22 protein-coding genes are annotated in these 25145 nt (G+C 60.5%); 9 read left to right on the forward strand and 13 right to left on the reverse strand.

What is annotated here, in order from left to right; all coding sequences use genetic code 11:
- Nucleotides 1–2 precede the first annotated feature (2 nt).
- The 7 genes from G5287_RS12070 to G5287_RS12100 all read left to right on the forward strand — a co-directional run bounded on the left by G5287_RS12070 (nucleotide 3) and on the right by G5287_RS12100 (nucleotide 9741).
- Nucleotides 3–590: a Maf family protein gene (locus tag G5287_RS12070; protein WP_421231350.1), complete on the forward strand. Its 588-nt coding sequence runs from the start codon at nucleotides 3–5 to the stop codon at nucleotides 588–590.
- A 95-nt stretch (nucleotides 591–685) separates the two neighbouring features.
- Nucleotides 686–2155: a ribonuclease G gene (rng, locus tag G5287_RS12075; RefSeq protein ID WP_005340056.1), complete on the forward strand. Its 1470-nt coding sequence runs from the start codon at nucleotides 686–688 to the stop codon at nucleotides 2153–2155.
- Complete coding sequence (locus G5287_RS12080; protein WP_421231351.1) at nucleotides 2156–6049, forward strand: YhdP family protein; 3894 nt, start codon at nucleotides 2156–2158, stop codon at nucleotides 6047–6049.
- A 34-nt stretch (nucleotides 6050–6083) separates the two neighbouring features.
- A complete protein-coding gene (locus G5287_RS12085) occupies nucleotides 6084–6404 on the forward strand; it encodes a Dabb family protein (RefSeq protein WP_042052565.1) in 321 nt (106 codons plus the stop codon).
- A 25-nt stretch (nucleotides 6405–6429) separates the two neighbouring features.
- Nucleotides 6430–7263, forward strand: coding sequence for a carbon-nitrogen hydrolase family protein (locus G5287_RS12090; protein ID WP_421172672.1), 834 nt, complete (start codon nucleotides 6430–6432; stop codon nucleotides 7261–7263).
- A 133-nt stretch (nucleotides 7264–7396) separates the two neighbouring features.
- Nucleotides 7397–8845 carry a metalloprotease TldD gene (gene tldD / locus G5287_RS12095; RefSeq protein WP_421172673.1) on the forward strand — a complete coding sequence of 483 codons (1449 nt, stop codon included), beginning with the start codon at nucleotides 7397–7399 and terminating at the stop codon, nucleotides 8843–8845.
- A 32-nt stretch (nucleotides 8846–8877) separates the two neighbouring features.
- Entirely contained in the window at nucleotides 8878–9741 is an 864-nt protein-coding gene (locus G5287_RS12100; RefSeq protein ID WP_041209636.1) for an SIS domain-containing protein, read from the forward strand.
- A 68-nt stretch (nucleotides 9742–9809) separates the two neighbouring features.
- Here the strand turns inward: G5287_RS12100 and G5287_RS12105 are convergent, their stop codons facing one another.
- The 8 genes from G5287_RS12105 to G5287_RS12140 all read right to left on the reverse strand — a co-directional run bounded on the left by G5287_RS12105 (nucleotide 9810) and on the right by G5287_RS12140 (nucleotide 17307).
- Entirely contained in the window at nucleotides 9810–10445 is a 636-nt protein-coding gene (locus tag G5287_RS12105; protein ID WP_227341513.1) for a DUF2057 family protein, read from the reverse strand.
- 41 nt (nucleotides 10446–10486) lie between these two features.
- Nucleotides 10487–11560, reverse strand: coding sequence for a porin (locus G5287_RS12110; protein ID WP_421231352.1), 1074 nt, complete (start codon nucleotides 11558–11560; stop codon nucleotides 10487–10489).
- Between the two features lie 102 nt (nucleotides 11561–11662).
- On the reverse strand, nucleotides 11663–13117 hold the full coding sequence (gene murP / locus G5287_RS12115; RefSeq protein ID WP_421231353.1) for a PTS N-acetylmuramic acid transporter subunit IIBC: 1455 nt from the start codon (nucleotides 13115–13117) through the stop codon (nucleotides 11663–11665).
- A 96-nt stretch (nucleotides 13118–13213) separates the two neighbouring features.
- Nucleotides 13214–14110 carry an N-acetylmuramic acid 6-phosphate etherase gene (murQ, locus tag G5287_RS12120; RefSeq protein WP_227341511.1) on the reverse strand — a complete coding sequence of 299 codons (897 nt, stop codon included), beginning with the start codon at nucleotides 14108–14110 and terminating at the stop codon, nucleotides 13214–13216.
- A 262-nt stretch (nucleotides 14111–14372) separates the two neighbouring features.
- Complete coding sequence (locus tag G5287_RS12125; RefSeq protein ID WP_041209699.1) at nucleotides 14373–14576, reverse strand: hypothetical protein; 204 nt, start codon at nucleotides 14574–14576, stop codon at nucleotides 14373–14375.
- A gap of 181 nt (nucleotides 14577–14757) precedes the next feature.
- Entirely contained in the window at nucleotides 14758–14961 is a 204-nt protein-coding gene (locus G5287_RS12130; RefSeq protein ID WP_216952760.1) for a hypothetical protein, read from the reverse strand.
- A gap of 159 nt (nucleotides 14962–15120) precedes the next feature.
- Complete coding sequence (locus tag G5287_RS12135) at nucleotides 15121–15843, reverse strand: MarC family NAAT transporter (protein ID WP_151287145.1); 723 nt, start codon at nucleotides 15841–15843, stop codon at nucleotides 15121–15123.
- Nucleotides 15844–15987: 144 nt separating this feature from the next.
- The gene (locus G5287_RS12140; RefSeq protein WP_421231354.1) at nucleotides 15988–17307 is read right to left on the reverse strand and encodes an MFS transporter; all 1320 of its coding nucleotides are present in this window, start codon (nucleotides 17305–17307) and stop codon (nucleotides 15988–15990) included.
- 166 nt (nucleotides 17308–17473) lie between these two features.
- On the opposite strand from G5287_RS12140, the gene G5287_RS12145 reads away from it, so the two are divergent.
- Nucleotides 17474–18154 (forward strand): adenine nucleotide alpha hydrolase, encoded by a 681-nt coding sequence (locus G5287_RS12145; protein ID WP_216954501.1) that lies wholly within the window; start codon nucleotides 17474–17476, stop codon nucleotides 18152–18154.
- Here G5287_RS12145 and G5287_RS12150 read toward each other — a convergent pair.
- From G5287_RS12150 to G5287_RS12170, 5 genes are read right to left on the reverse strand one after another with little or no spacing between them, the layout of a single operon-like run.
- Nucleotides 18151–19353 carry an HD-GYP domain-containing protein gene (locus G5287_RS12150; RefSeq protein WP_216952761.1) on the reverse strand — a complete coding sequence of 401 codons (1203 nt, stop codon included), beginning with the start codon at nucleotides 19351–19353 and terminating at the stop codon, nucleotides 18151–18153. The two genes, G5287_RS12145 and G5287_RS12150, sit on opposite strands and share 4 nt — an antisense overlap.
- Entirely contained in the window at nucleotides 19292–21958 is a 2667-nt protein-coding gene (locus tag G5287_RS12155; protein ID WP_216952762.1) for a response regulator, read from the reverse strand. Before G5287_RS12155 ends, G5287_RS12150 begins: the two co-directional genes overlap by 62 nt.
- The gene (locus G5287_RS12160) at nucleotides 21959–23023 is read right to left on the reverse strand and encodes a SpoIIE family protein phosphatase (RefSeq protein WP_421231355.1); all 1065 of its coding nucleotides are present in this window, start codon (nucleotides 23021–23023) and stop codon (nucleotides 21959–21961) included.
- 6 nt (nucleotides 23024–23029) lie between these two features.
- Nucleotides 23030–23401 (reverse strand): anti-anti-sigma factor, encoded by a 372-nt coding sequence (locus tag G5287_RS12165; RefSeq protein ID WP_216954502.1) that lies wholly within the window; start codon nucleotides 23399–23401, stop codon nucleotides 23030–23032.
- Nucleotides 23402–23416: 15 nt separating this feature from the next.
- Nucleotides 23417–24637 carry a PAS domain-containing protein gene (locus tag G5287_RS12170; protein ID WP_216952764.1) on the reverse strand — a complete coding sequence of 407 codons (1221 nt, stop codon included), beginning with the start codon at nucleotides 24635–24637 and terminating at the stop codon, nucleotides 23417–23419.
- Nucleotides 24638–24811: 174 nt separating this feature from the next.
- Between G5287_RS12170 and G5287_RS12175 the strand changes: the two genes are divergently transcribed.
- Nucleotides 24812–25087 carry an HAD family acid phosphatase gene (locus tag G5287_RS12175; protein WP_321537281.1) on the forward strand — a complete coding sequence of 92 codons (276 nt, stop codon included), beginning with the start codon at nucleotides 24812–24814 and terminating at the stop codon, nucleotides 25085–25087.
- The last annotated feature ends 58 nt before the right edge of the window (nucleotides 25088–25145 follow it).

Raw genomic sequence — 25145 nt, forward strand, 5'->3', positions numbered from 1 at the left:
ATATGAGCAAAAACAACGAACTGCAACTCTATCTCGCCTCGGGTTCTCCCCGTCGTCGCGAACTGCTGACCCAGCTTGGCTACCGTTTTGATGTGCTGAAACTGGATGTACCGGAGCAACGGGAAGAGGGGGAGAAGCCGCAAGATTATGTCTGTCGTCTCGCTCGCGACAAGGCGATGGTGGGTGTGGCGTGTGCGCCGACAGCGTTGCCGGTGCTGGGGGCCGACACCATAGTGGTGCTGGGGGATAGGGTGCTGGAGAAACCGTCCGATCTGCTCGATGCCAAGGATATGCTGGAGGCGCTCTCCGGCAAGGTGCATCAGGTGATGACCGCGGTGGCGCTGGCCAGCCCCGAGCGTTGTGACGTGCGACTGGTCACCACCAACGTGGCGTTTCGCAAGCTGGACGAGGCCGAGATCGAGGCTTATTGGCAAACCGGCGAGCCCTGTGACAAGGCCGGGGCCTACGGCATTCAGGGTATTGCCGGCAAGTTTGTCAGCCGTATCGAAGGGAGCTACAGCGCCGTGGTCGGCCTGCCGCTGCTGGAGACGGATCTATTGATCAAGCAGCATCTGGAACAACACAAGTAATTTTCCGTCAGCTGTGCTCTGCTGCGTTCTTCCTTGCGCGCGTTGTACCGGATTGGCTGTATAAGAATTCAAAACTGGAACAGGCAAGGTTAGTTATGTCGGTAGAACTGCTGGTTAACGTTACCCCCTCCGAAACCCGGGTCGCTCTGGTCGAAAACGGTCTGCTGCAAGAAGTGCATGTAGAGCGTCAGGCCAAACGCGGCATTGTCGGCAACATCTACAAAGGCAAGATAAGCCGGGTGCTCCCTGGCATGCAGGCAGCCTTCGTCGATATCGGCATGGACAAGGCGGCCTTTTTGCACGCCTCCGATATTGTGCCCCATACCGAGTGTGTGGCGGTGAAGGAGAAGGAGCAGTTCCAGGTCGGCAATATCGCCGAGCTGGTGCGTCAGGGGCAGGACATCATGGTGCAGGTGGTGAAAGACCCGCTGGGTACCAAGGGTGCCCGTCTCACTACCGATATCACCTTGCCTTCCCGCTATCTGGTTTTTATGCCGGGCAGCGCTCACGTCGGCGTCTCCCAGCGAATCGAGTCCGAAGCGGAGCGGGAACGCCTCAAGCGCACCGTGGCCGGTTATGTGGATGAGCTGGGTGGCTACATCATCCGTACCGCCGCCGAAGGGGTGGGGGAGCAGGAGCTGGAGCAGGATGCCGCCTTCCTGAAGCGGCTGTGGCGCAAGATCCTCGAGCGCAAGCAGAAGTATCCCCCCTGCAAGATCCTCTACGAGGATCCCAGTCTGGCCTTTCGGGTGGTGCGCGATTTCGTCGGTGCAGAACTCGACAAGATCCGCGTCGACTCGCGCCAGAGCTTCGATCAGCTCAAGCGCTTCACCGAAGAGTACGTGCCTGAGCTGGCCAGCAAGCTGGAGTACTATCCCGGCGAGTCGCCCATCTTCGATCTCTACGACGTGGAGAACGAGATCCAGCGGGCGCTGGAGCGCAAGGTGGAGCTGAAATCCGGCGGCTACCTCATCATCGACCAGACCGAAGCCATGACCACGGTGGATATCAACACCGGCGCCTTTGTCGGCCACCGCAATCTGGAAGAGACCATCTTCAATACCAACGTCGAGGCGACGGCGGCCATCGCTCGTCATCTGCGCCTGCGCAACCTTGGCGGCATCATCATCATCGACTTCATCGACATGCAGTCGGAAGATCACCGCCGCCGGGTGCTGCACAGTCTGGAGCAGGCGCTGTCGAAGGACAGAGCCAAGACCAACGTCAACGGCTTCTCCCAGCTGGGTCTGGTAGAGATGACCCGCAAGCGCACCCGCGAGAGTCTGGAGCATGTGCTCTGCTCCGAGTGCCCCGAGTGTAAGGGGCGCGGCCGGGTCAAGACGGTGGAGTCGGTCTGCTTCGAGATCCTGCGGGAGATCATTCGGGTCAATCGTGCCTACGATGCGGATCAGTTTACCGTCTATGCGGCCCCGGCCGTGGCCGACTACCTCCATGGCGAGGAGTCCCACAGTCTGGCTGAGCTGGAAGTGTTCATCGGCAAGCAGGTGCGGGTAGTGAGCGAACCCCTCTGTGGTCAGGAGCAGTTCGACGTGGTGATGATGTAATTGGTCTCTCGCTGGCTGAGTCGGGGCTGGTTGGCCCTGGGGGTCCTGTTCGTACTGATGGCCATGCTGGTCACCTTGGTACGGGTTGGGGGCCCTTTGCTGAATCAGTATCGAGAGAGCCTTATCCACACTCTGCTCGGCGATTCGCAAATCAAGGTCAGCGTCGATCAAATTGGACTGAGCTGGACACAATCAGGCCCGGCCCTCGAACTGCAACAGCTCGCCGTTGCCCCCGACTCCAAACGCTATACCGTCAAGCTCGGCAAGGCCTGGGTGCATCTCGACTTCTGGCGCACCATTAACGAGCTAAAGCCGGTGTTTGGCGAGCTGATCCTGAGCGATGGCGATATCACCCTCGACTTGCGCCAACCGGCTGACGACAGCCCTTCCGGCGATCCCCAGCAGGGCGCCCTGCTGCGCTTTCTGCTGACCCAGCTCTCCACCTTTGACATCCACAACACCCGGCTCAATGTCACCACCGCACTGGGCGACATGCGAGCACTCGACATTGCCCAACTGCGCTGGCAGAATCGTGGCAAGCGCCATCAGGGGGTCGGTAAGGCCTATCTCATCAACGGGGTAGGCGAGAGCACCCTGGACCTGATACTCGATGTAGATACGCCACAAGATCGGCTCGATCGCCTCAAGGGGCAGCTCTATATGGGTGCCCGCCAGCTCGATATTACCCCGACCCTCGCCAGGATCCATGCTGGTGAACCCAAGGTGGCCGGGCAGCTCGATTTCCAGCTCTGGAGCGAGTTTGACAGCGGCAAGCTGGGCAACACCCTACTGGCCTTTGGCAACAACTACCTGATCTGGAAGGATCCCAAGAAAGGGGAGATGCACCGTTTCGGCCTCGATGGCGGCAAGGTTCAGCTACGCCGCGATGGTGAAAACTGGCAACTGGCCAGCCATGGCGTCACCTTCAAGCTGGATGGCAAACCCTGGTTGCAGAGCCGCTTGCAACTGGAACGGATCGGGGATCGGGTGCAGGGCTATCTGCCCAGCATAGAGTTCGACAAGATCACCCAGATCAGTCAGCTGGTCTCGGCGCTCTACCCCACTCTCTGCGAGACCCTGCGCCAGACCAATCCGCAGGGTTCGGTGCAGGATCTGACGCTGCTGGCCAATGCCGACTGGCAGGATCTCTCCCTCAGCGGCCGCTTCAGCAAGGTGCGCCTCAAGGCGTGGCAGGATATACCCGGGATGCAGGATCTCAACGGTGAATTCTGGCTCACCCCCAAGGGGGGCAGCGCCAGAGTGGCGCTGGCGAACGACAAGGTGGATCCCGCCCGTCACTTCAAGATGCCGATCCCGGTCGACAACTTCTCGGCCCGCCTCGACTGGTGGCGCGAGGAACAGGGCTGGGTGCTGTACGGGCAGGATATCGCGCTGGATAACCCGGATCTGACCCTGTCCAGCCGTTTCCGCCTCGATCTGTTCGAGCACCCTTTCCTCGCCCTGACCGGTCGCATCGATGTGAAGAATGCGGGCCATGCGGATCGCTACTTCCCGCTGCAGGCGATGGACAAGGGGCTGGTGGATTACCTGAGCGGTGCCATCAAGGGGGGCAAGGCCAAGGGGGCCGACCTGCTCTGGTATGGGGAGTTTCGGGATTTCCCTTATGAGAAAGGTGATGGCATCTTCCAGGTGGCGGTGCCCCTCGAGCAGGCCACCTACGAGTTCTTCCCCGGTTGGCAACCGCTTACCGATCTGCAGATCGATCTCTTGTTCCAGAATGCCGGTCTCGATATGCGCAGCCGCTCCACCCGACTTGGCAAGGCGAGCTCCGACTCGGTGCATGCCTGGATCCCGGATCTCTCCCCCGGCGCTCACCTCTATGTGGATGCCAAGGTGCAGGGGGAGGGCAAGGCCATCAGCGACTACCTGCAGGATTCCCCGCTGGGCAGTTCGGTGGGACAGGCGCTGCGGGAGATCGAGATCCGCGGCCCGATGGCCGGTTCGGTCAAGCTCGATATTCCTCTCGATGGCGAGAGCGAGGTCAAGGCGAGCGGCGATGCCACCTTCAGCAACAACAAGGTGCGGGTCGCCAGTCTGGACCTGCCGCTGGAGAAGGTGCAGGGGCGCCTTGAATATGACAACCAGCAGACCCGTTTCAACAACCTCAAGGCGAGCCTGTGGAACCAGCCGCTGACCCTCGACTATCAGGGGCGCCAGCATCCGGATCACTATCAGGTCGACCTCGATTTCAAGGGGCAGTGGGATAGTCGCCGCCAACCCGCCGCCATCTCTTCATTCGGCATTCTCAACGGCCGCAGTAACTGGGGCGGCAAGCTCGGGTTGACCCTGCCCGACAGCAAGCCGTTCAGCTTCCAGCTGGCGCTCGACTCCAACCTGCAGGGGATGGGGCTGGATCTGCCGCTGCCGCTGGCCAAGAGCAGCGCCAGCCGGCTGCCGCTCAAGGTGATCGCCCGTGGCCGGGATGGCAGCGCCGACATTCGCGCCGTGCTGGGGGCTGATGTGGATATGCAGACTCGGCTGGTCTACGGCGAGGGGGTGCCTTATCTCAGTCGGGTGCGGGTTGATGTGGGCCAACCGGGCGCCCGGGTGCTGCGCGATGCCCCCATGCTGCTCGCCATCAACCAGCAGGAGGCCGATGTCGGTGGCTGGCTGGCCAGACTCAAGCAGTGGTTGCCAGCGCAGAACCAGACTGGCAATGCGGTGGTTGGACCCGCCTTCCTGCCGCAGGAGTGGTGGGTGGATGGACAGCTGGCTCGCGCCTATATCGGCAGTGCCACCCTCAAGGCGGCGCGTTTCACCGTGGGGCCGACCAATCAGGCGACCGAGGTGATGATCGACAGTCCCGACGTGATGGGGGTGATCCGCCTGCCTGCAGTAGCCAATCGTCCGGTGGATGCCAAGTTTGCCCGTATCTACTGGTCCGGCAAGAGTTCGGATCTCAGCCCGGATCCCGATGCCAAGCAGGACAACGCCATCATGGCCTCCATCCCCTGGCTGACATTCAGCTGTGTCGATTGCCGCTTTGGCACATTGCCGCTCGGTGAAGTGAAAGGCGAGCTGGTGCCCGGCGCCAACAAGGTGACACTCAAGGGGCTGGATGTGCGGCTGGCGGGGAGTCAGCTCACCGGCAGCGTCGACTGGCTGGCCGATGGCAACCGGATGCAGACCCGTGCCCGTGGCAAGCTGACCAGCAACAACAGCGAGCTATTGCTCAAGCGGCTGGGCTACACCTCACCCATCGGCGATGCCCCCGGCTCCCTCGCTTTTGATCTGAACTGGCAGGATGTGCCCTATCGCCCGAGCCTGCCGACTCTGGGGGGAAGTGCCAACTATCAGCTGGAGGGTGGCACCCTGCGGGAGATCAACGACAAGGGGGCACGGCTGCTCTCCCTGCTCAGCCTCGACTCCCTGCTGCGCAAGCTGCGGCTCGATTTTCGCGATGTGTTCGACAAGGGCTTCTACTTCGAATCCATGTCCGCCTCCGCCAAGATCAAGCAGGGGGTGGTGGACAACCGCGACTTCTACATGAAGGGGGCGGCCGGCAACCTGCGCGGCGAGGGGATCGCCGATCTGGTGCGCTGGCGGCTCGACTACGAGCTGAGCTTCTCTCCCAATCTGGGGGGCACCCTGCCGGTGGTGGCGGCTTTCTCCATCACGCCGGTCACGGGTCTCTATGTGCTGGCCCTCTCCAAACTGCTGGAGCCGGTGGTGGATGTGGTGACCCGCATCGATTTTCGCATCTCGGGCCCGCTCGACGCACCCAAGCTGATCGAGGCGGGGCGCGATCGCGCGCGCATCAAGCTCAACCAGCAGCAGAAAGAGGCGGTAGATGCCGTTGCCCCCAGCCTGCCGACCCAAGAGGTGACCCCTTTCCTGCTGAGCCCCAAACACGCAGGGCCCGCTCAGCGCTGAACGAGCGGCCCGGCACCATCACAAGGAGTGAGCCATGATCCGACATATCCTGCTGATCGCCTTCAAGCCGGACACCCAGCCTGCCCGGGTAGATGCGGTGCGTACCGCCTTTCTCGCCATTCCCCATCAGGTCAGCGGCGTGACCGCCGTGGAGTGGGGGGAGAATGACAGCCCGGAGGGGAGGGATGATGGCTTTACCCACAGCGTGCTGATGACCTTCGCCGACGAAGCAGCCCGCCAGCGCTATCTGCCCCATCCGGATCACGATGCCCTCAAGGCCATCTTCCGCCCGGTGCTGGCGCGCATCATAGTGCTGGATTACACCCTGCAGGCAGGGGATGCTGTCACCGTCTGATGGCCCAAGCGACAAGGAGAACGTCATGTGGTTAGCCGCAATACAGCTGGTATCTGGCCGTCACTGGCAGGATAACCGGGAGCAGATCGCCGCCGAGCTGGCCGCCTTGCCCAAAGAGCGGCCGCTGCTGGTGCTGTTGCCGGAGAACTTTGCCCTGTTTGGCGAACGGCAGGGTTATCTGGATGGGGCCGAGGCAATCGGCTCCGATCCCAGCGCCACTCTGAGCGGAGCAACGCCCATTCAACAACAACTGGCCGAATGGGCCCGCGATTATGGCATCTGGCTGGTGGCCGGGGCTATGCCGACCACCATCGCAGGTTCTGACCATATCCACACCAGCTCGCTGGTGTTTGACCCAAGCGGTGAGCTCAGGGGCTACTACCACAAGATCCACCTGTTCGACGTGGATGTGGCGGATAATCACGGCCGCTATCGGGAGTCGGAGACCTTCAGCCCTGGGGAGGCTCCTGTGTTGGTGGACTCCCCCTTTGGTCCCCTCGGCCTCTCGATCTGTTATGATTTGCGCTTTCCCGAGCTCTACCGCCAGTTGGCCCGAGTTGGAGCTCGTGTGCTGCTGGTGCCTGCCGCCTTTACCGCCGTGACAGGCGAGGCGCACTGGGAGCCGCTGCTGCGGGCTCGCGCCATCGAAAACCAGTGCTACGTAGTCGCGGCCAATCAGGGCGGCACTCACGAAACGGGGCGCCAGACCTGGGGCCACAGCATGGTGATCGACCCCTGGGGCCGGGTGCTGGCCAGCAAAGAGTCCGGGCGCGGCACAGTGCTGGCGAAGATGGAGCCCGGGCTTATCGACGAATTGAAACGCACCATGCCAGTGCTGCAACACGCCCGTTTGCTCTGATGGTGTGGTGAAAAATTGAAACGCAGCCGTTTGCCCGTGCTGGAGCATGCCCGTTTGTTGTGATGGTGTGGCTTGTTGCCAACCCGTCGGCAAGACGATTTAAAACAGCTCGTTACGAGAGTGGAGAAGAAGATTGAGTCTATTGAGCCAGGTTAGTGCCTCCCTGTTGGCCCCGAACGACCTCGACGAAGGGCGCCTGCAGCAGCTGCTCTGCAGCCTGATGAGCCATCAGGTGGAGTTCGGCGATCTCTATTTCCAGCGCAGCTGGCACGAGTCCTGGATGCTGGAAGATGGCATCGTCAAGGATGGCAGCTACAACATCGATCAGGGGGTCGGGGTGCGCGCCGTCAGCGGCGAGAAGACCGGCTTCGCCTACTCGGACGAGCTGAGCCTGCTGGCGCTGCAACAGTCGGTGACTGCTGCTCGTGGCATCGCCGCTGCCGGTGCTCACGGCAAGGTGAAGGCGTGGGCGCGCACCGAAGCGAACCTGCTCTATCCGGCCATGGATCCGCTACAGACCCTCGACAAGCAGCAGAAGATCGCCCTGCTGGAGCAGATGGACAAGTTTGCCAGAAGTCTGGACCCCGCCATCAACCAGGTGATGGCCTCCATCAGTGGCGTCTATGAAGAGGTGCTGGTGGCTGCGACCGACGGTACCCTGGCTGCCGATATTCGCCCACTGGTGCGGCTGTCTGTGACCGTCATTGCCGAGAAGGGCGATCGTCGCGAGCGCGGCAGTGCCGGTGGCGGCGGCCGCTTTGGTTACGACTGGTTCCTCGAACTGGACGGGCTGGAGAGCCGTGCCTTTGGCTATGTGCGCGAAGCTGTGCGTCAGGCGCTGGTCAACCTCGACGCCATCGATGCGCCGGCCGGCACCATGCCGGTGGTGCTCGGCGCCGGCTGGCCCGGCGTGCTGCTGCACGAGGCAGTGGGTCACGGTCTGGAGGGGGACTTCAACCGCAAGGGCTCTTCCGCGTTTGCTGGCCGCATCGGCGAGCAGGTGGCCTCCAAACACTGCACCATCGTCGATGACGGTACCCTGCCGGGTCGGCGTGGCTCCGTCAGCATAGATGACGAGGGGACGCCGGGTGGCTACAACGTGCTGATCGAGAATGGCATTCTCAAGGGTTACCTGCAGGACAAGCAGAATGCCCGTCTGATGGGGGTGCCGCTCACCGGCAACGGTCGCCGCGAATCCTACGCCGCCATGCCGATGCCGCGCATGACCAACACCTACATGCTGGCGGGTCAGTACGATCCGGCCGAGATCATCGCCTCGGTAAAGAAGGGTATTTATGCCCCCAACTTCGGTGGCGGTCAGGTGGACATCACCTCCGGCAAGTTTGTCTTCTCCGCCTCCGAGGCTTACCTCATCGAGGATGGCAAGATCACTGCCCCCATCAAGGGGGCGACCCTGATCGGCAACGGCCCCGAGGCGATGAGCCAGGTCTCCATGGTGGGTAGCGATCTTGCACTGGATCGCGGAGTCGGTATCTGCGGAAAAGAGGGGCAGAGCGTGCCGGTCGGTGTCGGCCAGCCCACCCTTAAACTGGATCAGCTCACCGTGGGTGGCACCCAGTAAGCCTCGACGCAGAACAAGAACAGAGAGAAACCATGCTTACCCTGTCGAAAATATCCAATATCAGGAGCCAGCTCTCCCCCAGCGAGCTCAAGATTGCCGATTACATCCTCTCCTGTCCGGAACAGGTGACCCACTTCTCCTCTCAGGAGCTGGCCCAGCAGGCGGAGGTGAGCCAGTCGAGCATAGTGAAGTTCACCCAGAAGATCGGGTTCAAGGGCTTCACCGCCTTCAAGCTGGCGGTCAGCGAGGATCTGGGGCGCAAGCATGCCATCAAGACCGACACTGTCGGTGATCTCTACAATGGCATCGGGCGAGACGATGATCTGGAGACCATGGCCAAGAAGCTGGCGCAGGAGAAGATAAATTCTATTATCGAGACCACTCAGGCTCTCGACAGTGCTCTGCTGAAGCAGGTACTCGACACCATAGATGGCGCCGGGCGAGTACAGCTGGTGGGGATTGGCGGTTCGGCACTGACCGCCAAGGATCTCTGGTACAAGTTGCTCAAGATCGGCGTAACTACCCTGTTTGCCCAGGATAGCCATGTGCAGATCTCCATCGCCCAGACCCTGGGGCCGGGTGATGTGCAGCTGGTCATCTCCTATTCTGGCGCCAGCCGTGATGTGCTGGCGGCGGCCGAGCTGGCCAAGCGCAATGGTGCCACCCTGATTGCCGTGACTTCGTTCCGGCAAACCCAGTTGCGCCAGATGGCCGACATGGTGCTGGATACGGTGGCGGAGGAGAACGAACTGCGTATCTCTTCCATCTCCTCCCGTACCGCCCAGAACACCATTACCGACATCCTGTTCCTTGGCCTGGTGCAGCGCAGAGACGAGCGAGCCTGGGCCCTGATCGATGGTACCCGGGATGCCATCGACCGACTCAACAAGGAGTGAGGCCGGCTCTCCCGCTGCATCATCCGTACAACAAAAAACCACCTGAACAGGTGGTTTTTTGTTGTCTGCTAGAGGTCAAGGGCCCAGCGGATAAAGGCTTTACGCCGCTTGGCATCGGCCGCCAGATAGAGTTCCCGCAGGGTGGCATCCGCCTGCTCCGGCGTAAGTGCCGAAGCTGTATGAGCAGTAGTTGCGGCCTGTGTTGCGAAAATGGGGGCCGGGCTTACTGTTGGCGTATGGCTTTCCAGCAGGGCCTGGTAATCGGTGCCCAGACTATCCTGGCTGCGTGGCAGGGCTTGTAGTGCCAGCGGCTGTGAGGTGCCCTTGTCGTCACTCAGCAGCAGGGCCGGGCTGGCGGCAAACTGGCGGATAGCCGAGGAGCTGGTCAGCACCGGGGGGGTCAGTTGCAGCGTCCCTTGTGATGGTGCTGTAAGGGTAACCAGCAGAGGAGCCGAGGTCACGCGTCCCTGGCTCTCGTTGGTGGAGCGAGGGTCACTTGGGCTGTCAAAGCGCACCAGCAGTCGGGACTCTCCCGCCGGGAGCTCAATGGTCCGGGTGAAGGCCGAGGGTTTGCCCTGTGGCGAAGCGAGCAGGGTGAGGGTATCGGCCAGCTCCAGTCGGGCGGCCGTGGCCGGTACGCTGAGCAGCAGGGCAAACAGGGGGGATAATAGTAGGGGAGAGAGCAGGGAGGATCGTGCCATCATAAGACTCCATGAAGGAGCCGGCCCGCAGGCCGGCAACCAGATCAGAATTCGTAGCGCAGGCCGAGGTGGTAGAAGCTCTCGCTGTTGCTGCTGCCACCAAAACTGGTGATGGTGCTACCAGCCAGACCATCTTCACCATTGCGGATCACATAGGCGCTGTAGAGGGAAGATCGCGGGGTGAGCTTGTATTGCAGTTCCAGCGTAGTATCGCGCAGTGCCATCTGGTCGCCCCCCTCGTTGACGAGGTGACGATAGCCTGCGCGGGCCGCCCACTTCTGGTTGATGTCATACACCGCGGTCAGTTCCCACACCTTGTCTTCACTGTCGGCACGGCCATCGCGATAGGTCACCTGATCCTTGCTATAGAGGGCGCCCAACATCAGAGGGCCGAGATAGTAGCGGGTACCGATCCCGGCGAAGCGATACTCATCGGCATTGGGATCGACCTTGCTGCCACTGCTCTGGGCGGCTTTGGTCTGCTGATACGCCACGACTGGAGCCAGTTTGCCTGCATTGCCCAGATCGAAGGTGTAGCGCAGGGCGCCGTTGTAGCCGTAATCAAGATCCGAGGTACCGTTACCAAGGATGTAGGCGAGCGAGAGATCCAGATTGCCGAGGGTGTTCTGGTACTGCAGGGTGCCATCCTGACGGAACACCTGCACGGCGGTGGAGTCCACCTTGCTGGCCTGACGAGCCATGGAGACATCAGAGGCGGCAAACACATCGCTAATATCGGTGAACATGATGAGGCCGGAAGAGACGCGCCCGCCGGTCACCTTGCCCCACTGACCACCATCGATCCCTGCCCAGACGTAACGGGCAGTGAGGTCGCTGCTGTTCTTCTGCACGTTGTTGGCGTATTCGGCTGCATTGACCTGATATTGCGCCATGCCGATCACTGCGACATCGTCATTGACGGTCTGACGGGCGGTAAAGCCGATACGGCCATCGAAGTCACCCTGATCATTGCCGCTCTTCTTGTCGGAAATATTGAAGCCAAGACGGCCGTAGAGGTCGACGTTGGAGCCATCGTCAGCCTGATAGATGACGGCCGCATGAGCGGAACCTGTGCCGAGCAGTGCGGGAAGAACCAGAGCAAGCATGGATTTTTTCATTTTTTATCGTTCCTGTACGGGCTCTGTGCCAGAGCCGGGATGAGTTTGGCCATGACCCCGATTGCTCGGGGCCAGACCTTGGCTAGAAATCCGGAGGAGTGATTAACTCAGATCGACGTTCTTGCAGCCGAACATCAGGGTGAAGAGGTAGCCGCCGAGGTAGGCGACGGTGAGGCCGACCGCATAGACCATCATGCCGGGGAAGATCCCCTGGGCGGAGGTCATCAGCGGCAGGGCGACGATACCGGATGGGCCAAAGACGGTGTTGAGGCCGACCGGCAGACCCATCCAGGAGATCAGGCCAACCACGAAGCCCCCCAGCGAACCACCGCAGCAGGCCGTGATGAAGGGTTTGACCCGCGGCAGGGTGACGCCGTAGATCAGCGGCTCACCGACCCCGAGAATGCCTGGGATGATGGTGCCTTTCACCTGAGTGCGCAGCAGAGAATCTTTGCCTGCCCGGCTGTAGAGCGCCAGTGCTGCGCCGACCTGCCCGGCGCCAGCCAGTGCCAGGATGGGGAACAGGGAGTTGAAGCCCTGAGCATCCATCAGCGCAAAGTAAACGGGCACGAACCCCTGATGGATACCGAACATCACCGAGATAAGGAACAGTCCGGCCAGAATAGCGGTGCCGAACGGATTGCCATTGAGGTGGATAAAGAGCCAGGACATGCCGTTATAGAGCTGTACGCCGAGGGGCATGATCAGGACAAAGGTGACAGCCCCCATGAGTAGCAGGGTGATGCAGGAGGTGAGGATCATATCCAGACTGTCCGGTATGTAGCGGCGAACCTGGCGCTCAACCGAGGCGCCTATGATGCATGCGATCAGCACACCGATGATGTTGCCGCGGGGATCGATCTGATGGCCGAAGAAGTCGGTGATACCGGAATAGATTCCGCTGCTGGCCTGGGGGTCATAACCCATGACGAACAGAGAGGCGATGATGGCGCCGTTGACCCCGGACCCGCCAAACGCCTTTTGGGCGTTGTAGCCGATCAGTATGCTGAGGAAGCTGAACAATCCCTTGCTGAAGAGCTTCATGTAGCCAACAAATTCGGCCAGCATGCCTCCTGTCTGCTGCCCTTCCAGCAGCAGGGTTTGCTCGATCAGTGTGGCGCAGCCGAGCAGCAGACCCGCAGCGATAAAACCGGGGATCAGCGGAGTGAAAATGGTGGCAAACTTGGCCAGGAAGCGATGCGCCGCACTGCTCTGCTTCTGCTTCAGCGCCTGCTTGTTGGCGGCGGCGATGTCGACAAGATCCGCTGATTGCGGGCGGGGGGCGGTGAGGATGCCCGCGTCCGCACTCAGCATGCCGTTCATCATTTCGCAGGCGGTCTGGGCTTTGCCCGGACCAAGCACGATCTGGAACTGGTTGTCGCTTTCAATCACCCCCATCACCCCGGCGATCCGTTTGATGGTATCGCGATCGGCATGCAGGCTGTCCGCCAGGCTCAGCCGCAAGCGGGTCATGCAGTGGCCACAGTTGGTGATGTTATCCCGGCCGCCGATGGCCTGGATGATCTGGCCAATCATGGAATCAGTTATTTTTGCCATAAAGAACCCGGTCAGTCTGATGTGAGGGGGCGGATGCCCCCGCTTATGTTGTTATCCTGTCGCCATTGCTGGCGCGGCCAATGTGCGGTCGGCCGATTAATCTGTGCATTTGCTGATAAAGCCGCCGCTGCTTTTCAGCCGCTCTCGTGCTTCGCTGGCGGAGATATTGGCCAGGATCATTACGATGGCGGTCTTGCAGTGGTTATCTGCGGCGGCGAGAGCCTGCTCGGCCGTGCCACGGTCACATTCGGTTGCTTCCATGACGATGCGCTTCTGGCGCTCCACCAGTTTGGCGTTGGTCGCCTCCACATCCACCATCAGATTGCCGTAGACCTTGCCGGTACGGATCATGGCGCCGGTCGAGAGCATATTGAGGATCAGCTTCTGGGCTGTGCCCGCTTTCATGCGGGAGGAGCCGGTCACAATCTCGGGGCCGACCACGGCGACCATGCTGATGTCGGCCGCTTTGGCGAGCGGGCTGCCCGGGTTGCAGCTGATGCTGCACACTGTGGCACCCAGGCTCCTGGCATATTGCATGGCGCCCAGCACATAGGGGGTTCGCCCGCTGGCTGCGATACCCACCAGCACGTCGTGGGCACTGAAGTGGATATTTTTAAGATCGTTGGCACCGAGTTCTGCATCGTCTTCGGCATTCTCCACCGCCTGCAGTATGGCCTTGTGGCCCCCGGCAATCAGGCCGATGACCAGCTCGGCAGAGACCCCGTAGGTGGGCGGGCATTCGCTGGCGTCCAGGATGCCGAGGCGTCCGGAGGTGCCAGCCCCGATGTAGATCAGGCGGCCGCCTTTGCCAAATGCGGCTGCAATAGCATCGACCGCCTTGGCGATCTCGGGCAGCAGTTGGCCTACAGCCACTGCAACGTGTTGATCTTCTTGATTGATGATCCGCAGCATATCCAGCGTCGGGAGCTGATCGATCTCGATGCTGGCTGGATTGCGGGTTTCGGTAATCATGCTTGATAGGTCAATGGTCATCGCTTCCTCTACTTCAGGTCGTCGCCATTCCCGGCGTAAATCATTCTTCTCGATGCGGGTCATCATGCTCGATTTTTGATTTTTATTATGAGATCGGTATCGCATAATTAATTATTCCAATTAATTTGTTTTTAAAGGAGGTAAAATTCCATTAGAGGAGTATGGAGAGAAGAGGGGGGGACAGGGGGATTGGCTAGCCTGCTTGATGGGCATGCAACAAAAAGCCCCGGTCAGTAGGCCGGGGCTTGCAGAATCATCGGTGTTAATTGACCGAGATGGCGCGGGCGTCGATGAAGTAACGGGCTTTGCCCTGTTTGTCGATCTGGATTTTGGCGAGCAGCCTCTCTTGCTGCCTGTGTTCCCACAGTTGTTCTATGTTGGCAAGAGCTGGATTGGCTATGCCGAGCACATTCAGGTATTCGTGAAACAGGCTATGACTGCCGATTTCGGTCAGCATCTTGGTCATATGGGCACTCTTCTGGAACAAGGGGGGCAGATACAAGATAGCCATGTCGAGCTGAATGAGCGCTGTACAAAAAACAAACAGAGCTTCTGGCAACAGCAGAGATAATGCGGGTCAGCGAGTGCGGGATCGCAGACAACAAAAAGCCCCGTTCGGTGGAGCGGGGCTGGCTGGTTATTCGGTATCAGTTGATGGATATGGCGCGAGCATCGATGAAGTAACGGGCATTGCCCTGCTTATCGATCTGGATTTTGGCGACCAGCTGCTCCCGCTTTTTATATTCCCAGTGTTGCTCAATCTTGGCGAGGGATGGGCTCGCAATCCCAACCACGTTCAGGTACTCGTGAAACAGGCTATGGCTCCCTATTTCGGTCAGTATCTTCTCCATCTGCATACTCTCCTGAAGTTGAGTGGGTATTCATCAACAAACCTATCAGCGTCCGTCTGAATAAAGTCTGTATAAAAAACAAACTAACCCATTTTTGTGTCAATAACATGATCAGGAACAAGATCAGTGCAGATCGTCAGGGACTTTTTGATACCGTTTTCAATCAGGGCTGACGGGCTTTTGCGGCAACTGATCAAACGTGCCGGAAGCCTGCGGTAGCGCCGGTGCGGTTTGCACGGCCTGGCCACCGTGGAAGACCGGATCCTGTGCCACTTCCTTGATGCCGTTGATGCAAAACTGCATACCCATGCAGACCAGCAGGAAGCCCATGATGCGGGTCATGGCATCGATGCCGGTGGCGCCAAGGATCTTGCAGACCGGATCCGCCAGCTTCAATACTCCCCAGCTGATCAGGCTCATCAGGGCAAACGCAGTGACCATGGCGCCATAGATGGTGAGGCGGTTGTACTCGTCAGGCAGCTCGGCAATCTGGGCTGCCCCGCTTATTACCAGCGCCATGGTGCCCGGCCCGCACATGCTGGGCATGGTGAGTGGTACGAAGGCGATGCTCTGGTTGATATCGACCCCGCTCTGCTGGCTGGGGGCGGGGAACAGCATGCGAAAGCCGATAAAGCCGATGATGAGCCCCCCGGCCAGGCGCAAACCCGGAATGGAGATACCGAACAGATCCAGAATCGAGGATCCGATAAAGAAAGTGATGCAGAGGGTGCAGAACAGATAGATGGCCGCCATATTGACCTGACGTCGCACATGTTCGCGCGACATCCCCTTGCTCAGCCCCAGCAGCAGGGTGGCCGTGGTAGGCGGATTGACCATGGGCAGCAACGCCAGCAAAGCGAGAAATACGACCTGAAAGAACATGTTGAGCCTCGGATAGCAGGGATGAATGGGAATACCTTGATCCAGGTGGTCACCTGACTCAAGAGGGAGGCTATCTTATGCTGGCGAAACTGAACATAAGCAGTACAAAAAAGCCCCGGCAGATACCGGGGCTTGTTGTTCGGGTCAGGCCGCTTGCGGTGCTTGCTGCTGCCGGATGGCCCGTTGCTGGAACCAGAGCCAAAGACCGATGGCGAAACCCAGCACCGACAGGCTCACCACATAGTGGGAGGGGGCCAGCATGTCGCTCTTCATCCATAGGGTCACCGCCATCGGGGTGAGGCCGCCGAAGATGGCGTAGGCCACGTTGTAGGAGAATGACAGACCGGAGAAACGCACCACCGGCGGGAAGGCGTTGACCATCACGTAAGGCACGGCGCCGACAATCCCGACCGCAAAGCCTGCCAGCATGTAGAGCGGCACCAGCTGGCTCGTACCGGCCGCCAGACCGTGATAGAAGGCGTAGCTGGAGCCCGCCAGCAGCAGGGAGCCGAACATGAAGGTGAGACCGCTGCCCAGCAGGTCGATCAGTCGACCATAAACGATGCAGCCGAGGGTCAGGGCCACGATCGCCAGCGAGTTGGCGGTCAGGGCGTCCGCCGGGCTGATGCCATAGACCTTCTGCAGATAGGTCGAGGTCATCAGGATCACCACCACGATACCGGCGGAGAGCAGCCAGGTGAGCAGCATGGAGACCACCACGCTGCTCTTGTGGTTGCGCAGCACCGACTTGAGGGGCAGCTCGTCAGCCAGGGTCTTGTTGGCCTTCATCTCGGCGAAAACCGGGGTCTCGTGCAACCAGCGACGCAGGTACATGGCGACGATGCCGAAGATACCGCCCAGCAGGAAGGGAACTCGCCAGCCCCAGTCACTCACTTCGGCCGGGGTCAGGCTCTTGTTGACCGCAGTGGCGATGAGGGAGCCGAGCAGGATGCCGGCCGTCAATCCCGCCGTGAGCGTGCCGCAGGCGACCCCGACCCGACGGGCAGGAACGTGCTCGGCGACAAATACCCAGGCGCCCGGCACTTCACCGCCGATGGCGGCGCCTTGCAGGATCCGCAATCCCAGCAGGGCGATGGGGGCGCCGATGCCGAGCACCGCATAGGTGGGCAGCAGACCGATCAACAGGGTCGGCAGCGCCATCATGATGATGCTGAGGGTGAACATCCGCTTGCGACCGATGAGATCGCCAAAGTGGGCCATGATGATGCCGCCAAGCGGGCGGGCCAGATAACCGGCGGCGAAGATGCCGAAGGTCTGGAACTGGCGCAGCCACTCGGGAATGTCGGCCGGGAAGAACAGCTCGCCGATGACCACGGCGAAGAAGACGAAGATGATGAAGTCGTAAAACTCCAGCGCGCCGCCGAGGGCAGCCAGGCTCAGAGTTTTGTAATCCTGTCGATTGAGGGGGCGGGCGTGATCGTGTTGTTGTGTGGTCGTGGTCATATCCGTATGTTTCCCATCGGTTTTTTTAGTTATTGTCACCCCGGACAAGGGGTATATACAGGTGATCGAGAGTATGCTGCCTGCCTCTTGTGTGTAAATCGCGCAATTCGCAACACTGTCTTGCATCTTTTTGGGGCAATCCGAGTGCCCCGCTGGCGGAGGAATGATGGAAAAGAAACGGGTACTGCTCTCCTGGAGCAGCGGCAAGGATTGCGCATGGGCTCTGCATCAGTTGCGGCAGGATCCCGCCATCGAGGTGGTGGGGCTGTTTACCACCCTCAATCAGGCATTCGAGCGGGTGGCGATGCACGGGGTGCGCAAGCAGCTGTTGACCGAACAGGCCGCCTGCGTCGGGCTGCCCCTCATCACCATCGATCTGCCCTGGCCCTGCAGCAACGAGGATTACGCCCGCATCATGACCGGCTTTATCGCCGATGTGGTGGCACAGGGGATCCGCCATATGGCCTTTGGCGACTTGTTCCTTGAGGATGTGCGCGCCTACCGTGAAAAGCAGCTGGCAGGCACCGGCATCGAACCACTGTTCCCGCTGTGGGGCAGCAATACCCGTGAACTGGCGTCGCAGATGGTGGCCGCTGGGTTGAAGGCGCGGATCAGTGCTCTCGACCCGAACAAGCTGGATGCCAGCCTGGGGGGCCACGATTTTGACGAGGCACTGCTGGCGGCGCTGCCGGCGGGGGTCGATCCGTGCGGCGAGAACGGCGAGTTTCACACTCTGGCCTGGGATGGTCCCATGTTTCTGCGCCCGCTGGCGATCTGCACGGGGGAGACGGTGGAGCGCGATGGTTTCATCTTCACTGACTTGTTGCCTGCTGATTCCAGCACCTAGTCGAGTTTGGCCTCCTGATCGCTCTTGTCGTCGTTGTAGCGCAGCGCGATCTCGTGAAACTGCACGTGGATGTGAGCGAAGGCATCCGTGATGTCGGGATCAAAATGGTTGCCCCTTCCCGCCAAAATAATGGGCACCACCTCTGCATGGGTCATGGCTGCCTTGTAACACCGCTTGCTGATCAAGGCATCGTACACATCTGCCAGCGCCATCAGTCGGGCCGAGAGGGGAATTTCATCTCCTATCAGACCGTAGGGGTAGCCGGTGCCATCCCACTTCTCGTGGTGGTAGCAGGCGATCTCCTTGGCCAGTCTCAGAAATTCCACCTCTACCCCCAGCGCTTCCTCGGCGTGGACTATGGCCTCCTTGCCAAGGGTGGAGTGGTGTTTCATCTGGGCGAACTCATCTTCATCGAGTTTGCCAGGTTTGAGCAGGATCCGGTCCGGTACGCCGACTTTGCCGATATCGTGCAGGGGGGCCGACTTGAACAGCAGCTCTATTGTCTTGGGGGTCAGCTCGGCACGAAAGCGAGGGTGCTCGCAGAGAGTTTCCGCCAATAGCTTCACATAATGCTGGGTGCGCAGAATGTGGTTGCCGGTCTCGTTGTCCCGGGTTTCGGCCAGAGAGGCGAGGGAGTGGATGGTGATGTTCTGGATCAGCTCGTTTTCTCGGGTGCGTCGTTCCACCTCCTGCTCCAGATAGGCATTTTGGTCATGTAGCAGATCCCGTGCCGCCTTCAGCTCAAGGTGGTTTCTGACGCGGGCCAGCACGATGGCGGGGGAGATCGGCTTGTGAATATAGTCCACGGCGCCGAGAGCCAGTCCATGTGCCTCGGCGCTCTCCTCTACCTTGGCAGTCAGAAAAATCACCGGAATATGCCGTGCCTGCGGCATCTCCTGCAATGCCTGCATCACCTGATAACCATCCATCCCGGGCATCACGACATCAAGCAGGATCAAATCTACCCGGGAGTCTGATGACAGTATCTCCAGTGCCCGCTGGCCACTGATGGCGACCTTGACCCGGTATTGTGGGCTGAGCAAGGCGCTGAGCAATGAGAGGTTTTCAGGGGTGTCATCGACCACCAGCAGGGTGGGCTTGGTATCGGGATCCAGCAGGTTGAGCATGGTGGTGCCCTCACTCTTGGTTGAACAGATCGGGCCTGAGGGCCCGGACTCGTTGCAGATGTGCAAGTGCATCCGTAAAACGGAAGCCGGTAATGGCGTCAGCCATCCTGGATGCCGTCTCTCCCAGCACTCTCGTCAGCTGCTGCTGATGCTGCTGGAACAGGGTCAGAGCTCCGGCATCATCTTCCGCCAGCAGCCGGATCAGCTGCGCCAGCAGGGGCGCCAGGTCGACTTGTTCTTGCTCCGGCAGGTCGGCTGTGGTCTGGGTGGGTAGCAGGGCCTGTAGGCCATCGCTCAGTTGCTGCTGCATCTGCAGCCCCTGTTCCGCCAGTGGAAGCAGGCTGGTGGTGTCATCCCCCCGGGAGAGTGCACTCTCCAGCCTGGCCGAGATACCCCGCAGTGGTTCGGCGCCCAGAGTGGCGGTAATCCCCTTGAGGGTATGGGCCTGACGATGGGCCTCCTCCCGGTCGTTCTTCTGCAGGGCGGCGATCAGGCTCTGCATGGGCCGGGTGCCCTGTTGGGCAAATCGTTGCAGCAGATCCTGATACCACCCCCAGTTGTACATCAGCCGTTGCAGGGCGGCTTCGGCATTGAGTCCGAGCGCTCTTAACTGAGGCTGCAATGGCTGGTGCTGTGGTGAAGGTGCGCTCTTGGGTATTGCATCGGTTTCAACGCTGAAGGCAGGGGCCCAGCACTGCAGTGCGGCATAAAGCTTGTCGGGGTCGATGGGCTTGGCGATGTGGTCATCCATACCGGCCGCCAGACAGCGTTCCCGGTCACCGGCCATGACATTGGCCGTCATGGCGAGGATCGGAGTGTGGTGCCCTTCGCTCTCTTGCTGGCGCAACTGACGGGTGGCAGTCAGTCCATCCATCACCGGCATCTGCATGTCCATCAGGATCAGGTCGTATGGTTGTTGCGCAGCCATTTCCAGAGCAATGGCACCATTGGCAGCAATGCTGACGTCGATGCCCGCCGCTCGCAGCAGTTCCATGGCCACCTGCTGATTCAGCTCGTTGTCTTCTGCCAGCAGTATACGGAGTCCCTCGAAGCGATAGTTGTGGGTAGGCTGGGTGGGCTTCAAGGCAGTCGCCGTGGTTTGCTGGCCGAACAGCCCAATGATGGTATCAAACAACACAGAGGCACAGACTGGTTTGACCAGTACCCTATCAAAGCCGGCGGCCTCTGCTTCGCGAAAAATCTCTTCCCGCCCATAACCTGTCACCATGACCCGATAAAGCCGCTTGCCAAGGCCGCGGGCGATGAGGCGGCGCCCCGTCTCTATGCCATCCAGCCCGGGCATGTGCCAATCCAGCAGCACCACCTCGTAGGCGTTACCTTCCTGCTCGGCACAGGCGATCATCTGCAGCCCTTGCTGACCCGATTCGGCGGTGTCGACCACGAAACTCATGCTGCGCAGCAGGGCAGCCAGTATGGTGCGGGCGCTGGCACTGTCGTCGACCACCAGTATGCGGCGGCCACGCAGATCCAGACTTGGCAGATAGCGTGAGCGGTATCTGCCGCGGCCGAGTCGGGCAGTAAACCAGAAAGTGCTTCCCTTGCCCGGTTCGCTCTGCACGCCGACCTCCCCTCCCATCAGTGCCGCCAGTTCGCGGGAGATGGCGAGCCCGAGGCCGGTGCCGCCGTATTTGCGGGTGGTGGAGCTGTCCGCCTGCTGGAAAGACTGGAACAGCCGTTGCTGCTGCTCCTGGCTCATGCCGATCCCCGTGTCCTGCACCGAGCAGTGCAACAGCACCTCTTGCGGTCGTTTCTCCAGACAAGTGACCTTGACCAGTATCTCCCCCTGCTCGGTGAATTTGACTGCGTTGTTGGCGTAGTTGATCAGGATCTGGCCGAGCCGCAGGGGATCGCCATAGAGCAGGGTGTCTAGCTGGTGATCGACCTCGAACAGCAGTTCTATGCCTTTGGCTTCGGCCTTCTCGCCCACCAGGGTTGCCAGATTTTCCAGCACATGGTCGAGATCGAACTCGATCTGCTCCAGATCCAGCTTGCCCGCCTCGATCTTGGAGAAGTCGAGGATATCGTTGATGATGCCGAGCAGGTGATGGGCCGAGCGCTGGATCTTGCCCAGATAATCAGCCTGCTGCGAGTCGAGGCGTGTTTGCAGGGCCAGGTGGGCCATACCCAGAATGGCGTTCATCGGGGTGCGGATTTCATGGCTCATGTTGGCGAGAAAATCGCTTTTGGCCCGGGTTGCGCTTTCTGCCAGCTCATAGGCCTGCTCCAGCTCCTGATTCTTGGTCTGCATCACGGCGAACAGCTCATCCCGGGTCGGTTCAGCGAACTGCTGCTGCATCTGCAACAGCAGAGCGTCATCGGGCCAGTGTGGCAGGTGGCATACCAGAGCGATGGCGGTGTCAGCATGAGGAACCAGCCGGATGCTGCCATGGGTTGCACCGGGTGCGTTGTGCTGCAGTGGCTCGTCGGCCGAGAGGGAGACCCACAGCTCCCGCGTATTGCTCTCCAGCCAAAGCTGGAGTTGCAGCGAGTCGATGGTTGCCGTCAGCTGGCGCACCAGCTCCGAGGTGGTACCCGCCAGCGGCGCCACGAAGGTGGGGCTCTTGTCGATGCAGGTGAGCACCTGGATCACCTTGCGTCTGGCGGTGAGGGCTGCCGTCGGGCCAGAGAGCCTGATATCACCGATCAGCTGCCGCATCTAGCGCTCCTTCTCTGGTTGTACCCGCAGCACAATACAGCTCGCATCGTCGGTGCTGCGCCCACTATGGTCTATGACTTGACGGGCCAGAATGACGGGATCAGCCCCCAGATCCAGTGCGCCGTCACGCAGGTTGAGTGACTCGCTGATGCCATCCGAATAGAGCATCAGCACATCCCCCGGCTTGATGGGCTGGCGTTGCAGCAAGGGGGTGGGGAAGCGCTCCCCCAGCACCCCATCACGGGAGATACCGCGCCAGAGGTCATGGCCGCGCAGACAGATGCGGGTGTTGCCGATGCCGGCGTAGCTCAGTTCCCCCCGTTCACTGTTGACTAGGGCTATGCCAGCGGCCGCTCCCCGGGTACCGATGCAGTGTTGGTGCAACAGCTGCAGCAGAGGTGCCGGCTCCTGTTCAGGGGTGTTTTGCAGCGCCTCTTGCAGTATCAGTGCCAGCTTGTTGGCCGAGGCGCCGTGGCCGCTGACATCGATCAGTACCAGCAAGACGCCGTCGGATGTGGGCCGGATAAAGACCAGATCGCCGGAGACCTTTTCCGGATAACAGGGTCTGTTTTCGCTAGCCCAGACCAGTGTCAGACCTGCCTGCCCCCATTGTTGGGTGGGCGTGATGAGACGTGGGACCGAGGGTACAGAAACCAGCCATTTGCGCGCCTGCACCAGGGTGCCCCCTTCCGGCGGTGTGCTGATGGTGAGCTCTGACATCATGCGCCGCACGCCGGGCAGTCCCAGTCCCAGGGTGCCGGAAGTGCTGTAGTGATCCTGCAGGGCCTGATAGACATCCGATATGCCGGGCCCTTTGTCACGGGCGATGATGTCGATGCAGGATCTCCCCTTCGGGTGATGGAGCATCAGGGTGATCTCCCCCTGCCCGGCGTATTTCAGGATATTGCTGCCAAGTTCGGAGACCACGGTGGAGAGCATGGCGCGATCCACGTCGGATAGGTTGGCGATAAATGGGAGCCGACGAACCGACATCACAGCCAGGTGCAGATCGATATCGTGGCGTAGCGGATAGCTGGCCTCCCGGGTCGCATGCTCTTGTATCATGGCGGTTTACTCCTCGCCCTGGAGGCGGCTGACATGGGCAAAAGCGTCGTCCATGTCGATGAAGCAGCGCAGTGGCCCGGGCTGTGCCTCGGCTAGCGCCAGAAATGCGGCGATCCCGGCATTGAGCCCTACCAGCAGGCAGGTGGCACCCAACAGACGGCACACCTCGGCAAGTTTGCAAACCTGTCTGAATTCATGGTGATCCAGTAGCATGACGCCGGAGAAGTCGAGCAAGACTGCATGGTGACGCCCGTGTACCAGTCGCTGGGAGAGGGCCTGCATCAGCATCTGCATGCCGTCGTCTCCGAGATCGGGGCGCATGCTGACTACTATGCAGTCGGCCATATCGGCGATGCCAAGATCGTTGTTGAGCTGCATGGTCATTGCCGCGACCTAGAGGGCTGAGCCAACCCGTTTGAGCGCTATTTCGAAGGCGTCTCTCAGGGTCGCCGTGGTACGGACGTCACCGACCGACACCCCCAGCTCCACCATGGTACGGGCAATGGCGGGGGATACTCCCGAGATGATGGCTTCACAGCCCATAAACTGGGTCGCCTTGGTGATCTTGATCAGCTGGTTGGCGACGCCAGTGTCCACGGTGGCGACTCCGGCAATATCCAGCACAAAGACCCGGGCGCGGGTTTCGGCAATCTTGGTGAGCGACTTGTTCATCACGTCGGCAGTGCGCATGGAGTCGATGATCCCAACCAGTGGCAGCAGCAGGATCCCGTCCCAGATAGGGGTGACAGGGGTCGACATCTCTTGCAGAGACTTGTGCAGCTCCTCGCGCACTCTGGCGGCCTCTTCCGCTTCCACCATCGCCTGTTTGAGCTGGCGGTGCTGCTCCACCTGCGCCGTGATGTCGGTGGCAAACTTGACGATTTTACTGGGCTTGCCGTTCAGATCCAGCACGGGGTTGTAGGAGCCCTGGATCCATACCTCCTGTCCCTGCTTGTTCAGGCGGCAGAATTCGCCAGCCAGAAACTCGCCCCGGCGCAGCGTGTCCCAGAAGGCGAGGTAATCCGCCGACTGGGCGTAGTCTGGGTCAACCAGCAGCCTGTGGTGTTGCCCTTTCAGCTCTTCCAGCTGGTAACCCACTATGTCGAGAAAGCGTGGATTGGCATCCAGTATGGTGCCCTCCAGCGAAAACTCGACCTTGCCCATGACCCGGCTCAGCGCATTGAGCTGGCCCTCGAAGCTGGCCGTGAGCTGCTTCTGCCCGGTCAGATCCATGGCGTACAGAGTCATACGAGATAGTTGTCCATTGTCATCCAGAACCGGGCTGCAGGCTCCACGGATCCAGACATCCCGTCCCGGCTTGTCCAGCAGGTGAAGCTCGTCCTCCTGCGAGGAGCCGCTGCGCAGTGCGGCCTGAAAGGTGTCATGTGTGGCGGATTGCACCTGGTCCGGGGAGAGCAGCATGCCGTAGTGCTTGCCGGAGAGCTCATCCAGCGTGTAGCCCATGAGGCTCAGAAATCGCGGGTTGGCATCAAGGATCTGCCCCTCTGGCGAGAGTTCGAGCCGTACCAGCACCTGATCGAGGGTGTCTATCCCGGCATGATGAGTGGAAGGGGCCGAACCTGTGGTATTGGAAGAGGAAGTGTGCGCGTCCATGGCATCTCCAGAGAGAGTCGTTGATTTTGATATCAATAGCGGGTGTTAAGCAGTTATAGCCCACTCTGGCTCTTCCAGCCGATATCTAGGGTCAAAAGAGGCTTGTCATATCCTGGTTGGTGGAGGCTTATCCCGGGCGGATAAAATGGGGGGCTAGCCACCAAGACCGAGACCGTGAGCCAGATCCTGCAGCAGACCATGAATATTCCGGCCGACCAGCTCAATCCGGTGATCTTCGCCGGTGATCAGCCGGGCCAGAACACCAAGGTGCAGTGGCTCAAGGATAAGCAGATGACGCTCTTCTACGGCGACGCCGATGGGGATATCAAGGCGGCGCAGGAGGTCGGCATTCGCGGCATTCGGCTGCTGCGGGCCGCCAACTCCAGCTATCGGCCACTGCCGTTGGCAGGGGCGCTGGGGGAAGAGGTGATCATCAACTCCCAGTTCTGATCCGGAGTGGATCCATGCAAAAGGGCGGGACCATTGGCACCCGCCCTTTTTGCATCCG

Source organism: Aeromonas sp. 603079 (genome assembly GCF_049172135.1).
In the GTDB taxonomy this organism is placed as follows: Bacteria; Pseudomonadota; Gammaproteobacteria; order Enterobacterales; family Aeromonadaceae; genus Aeromonas; species Aeromonas veronii.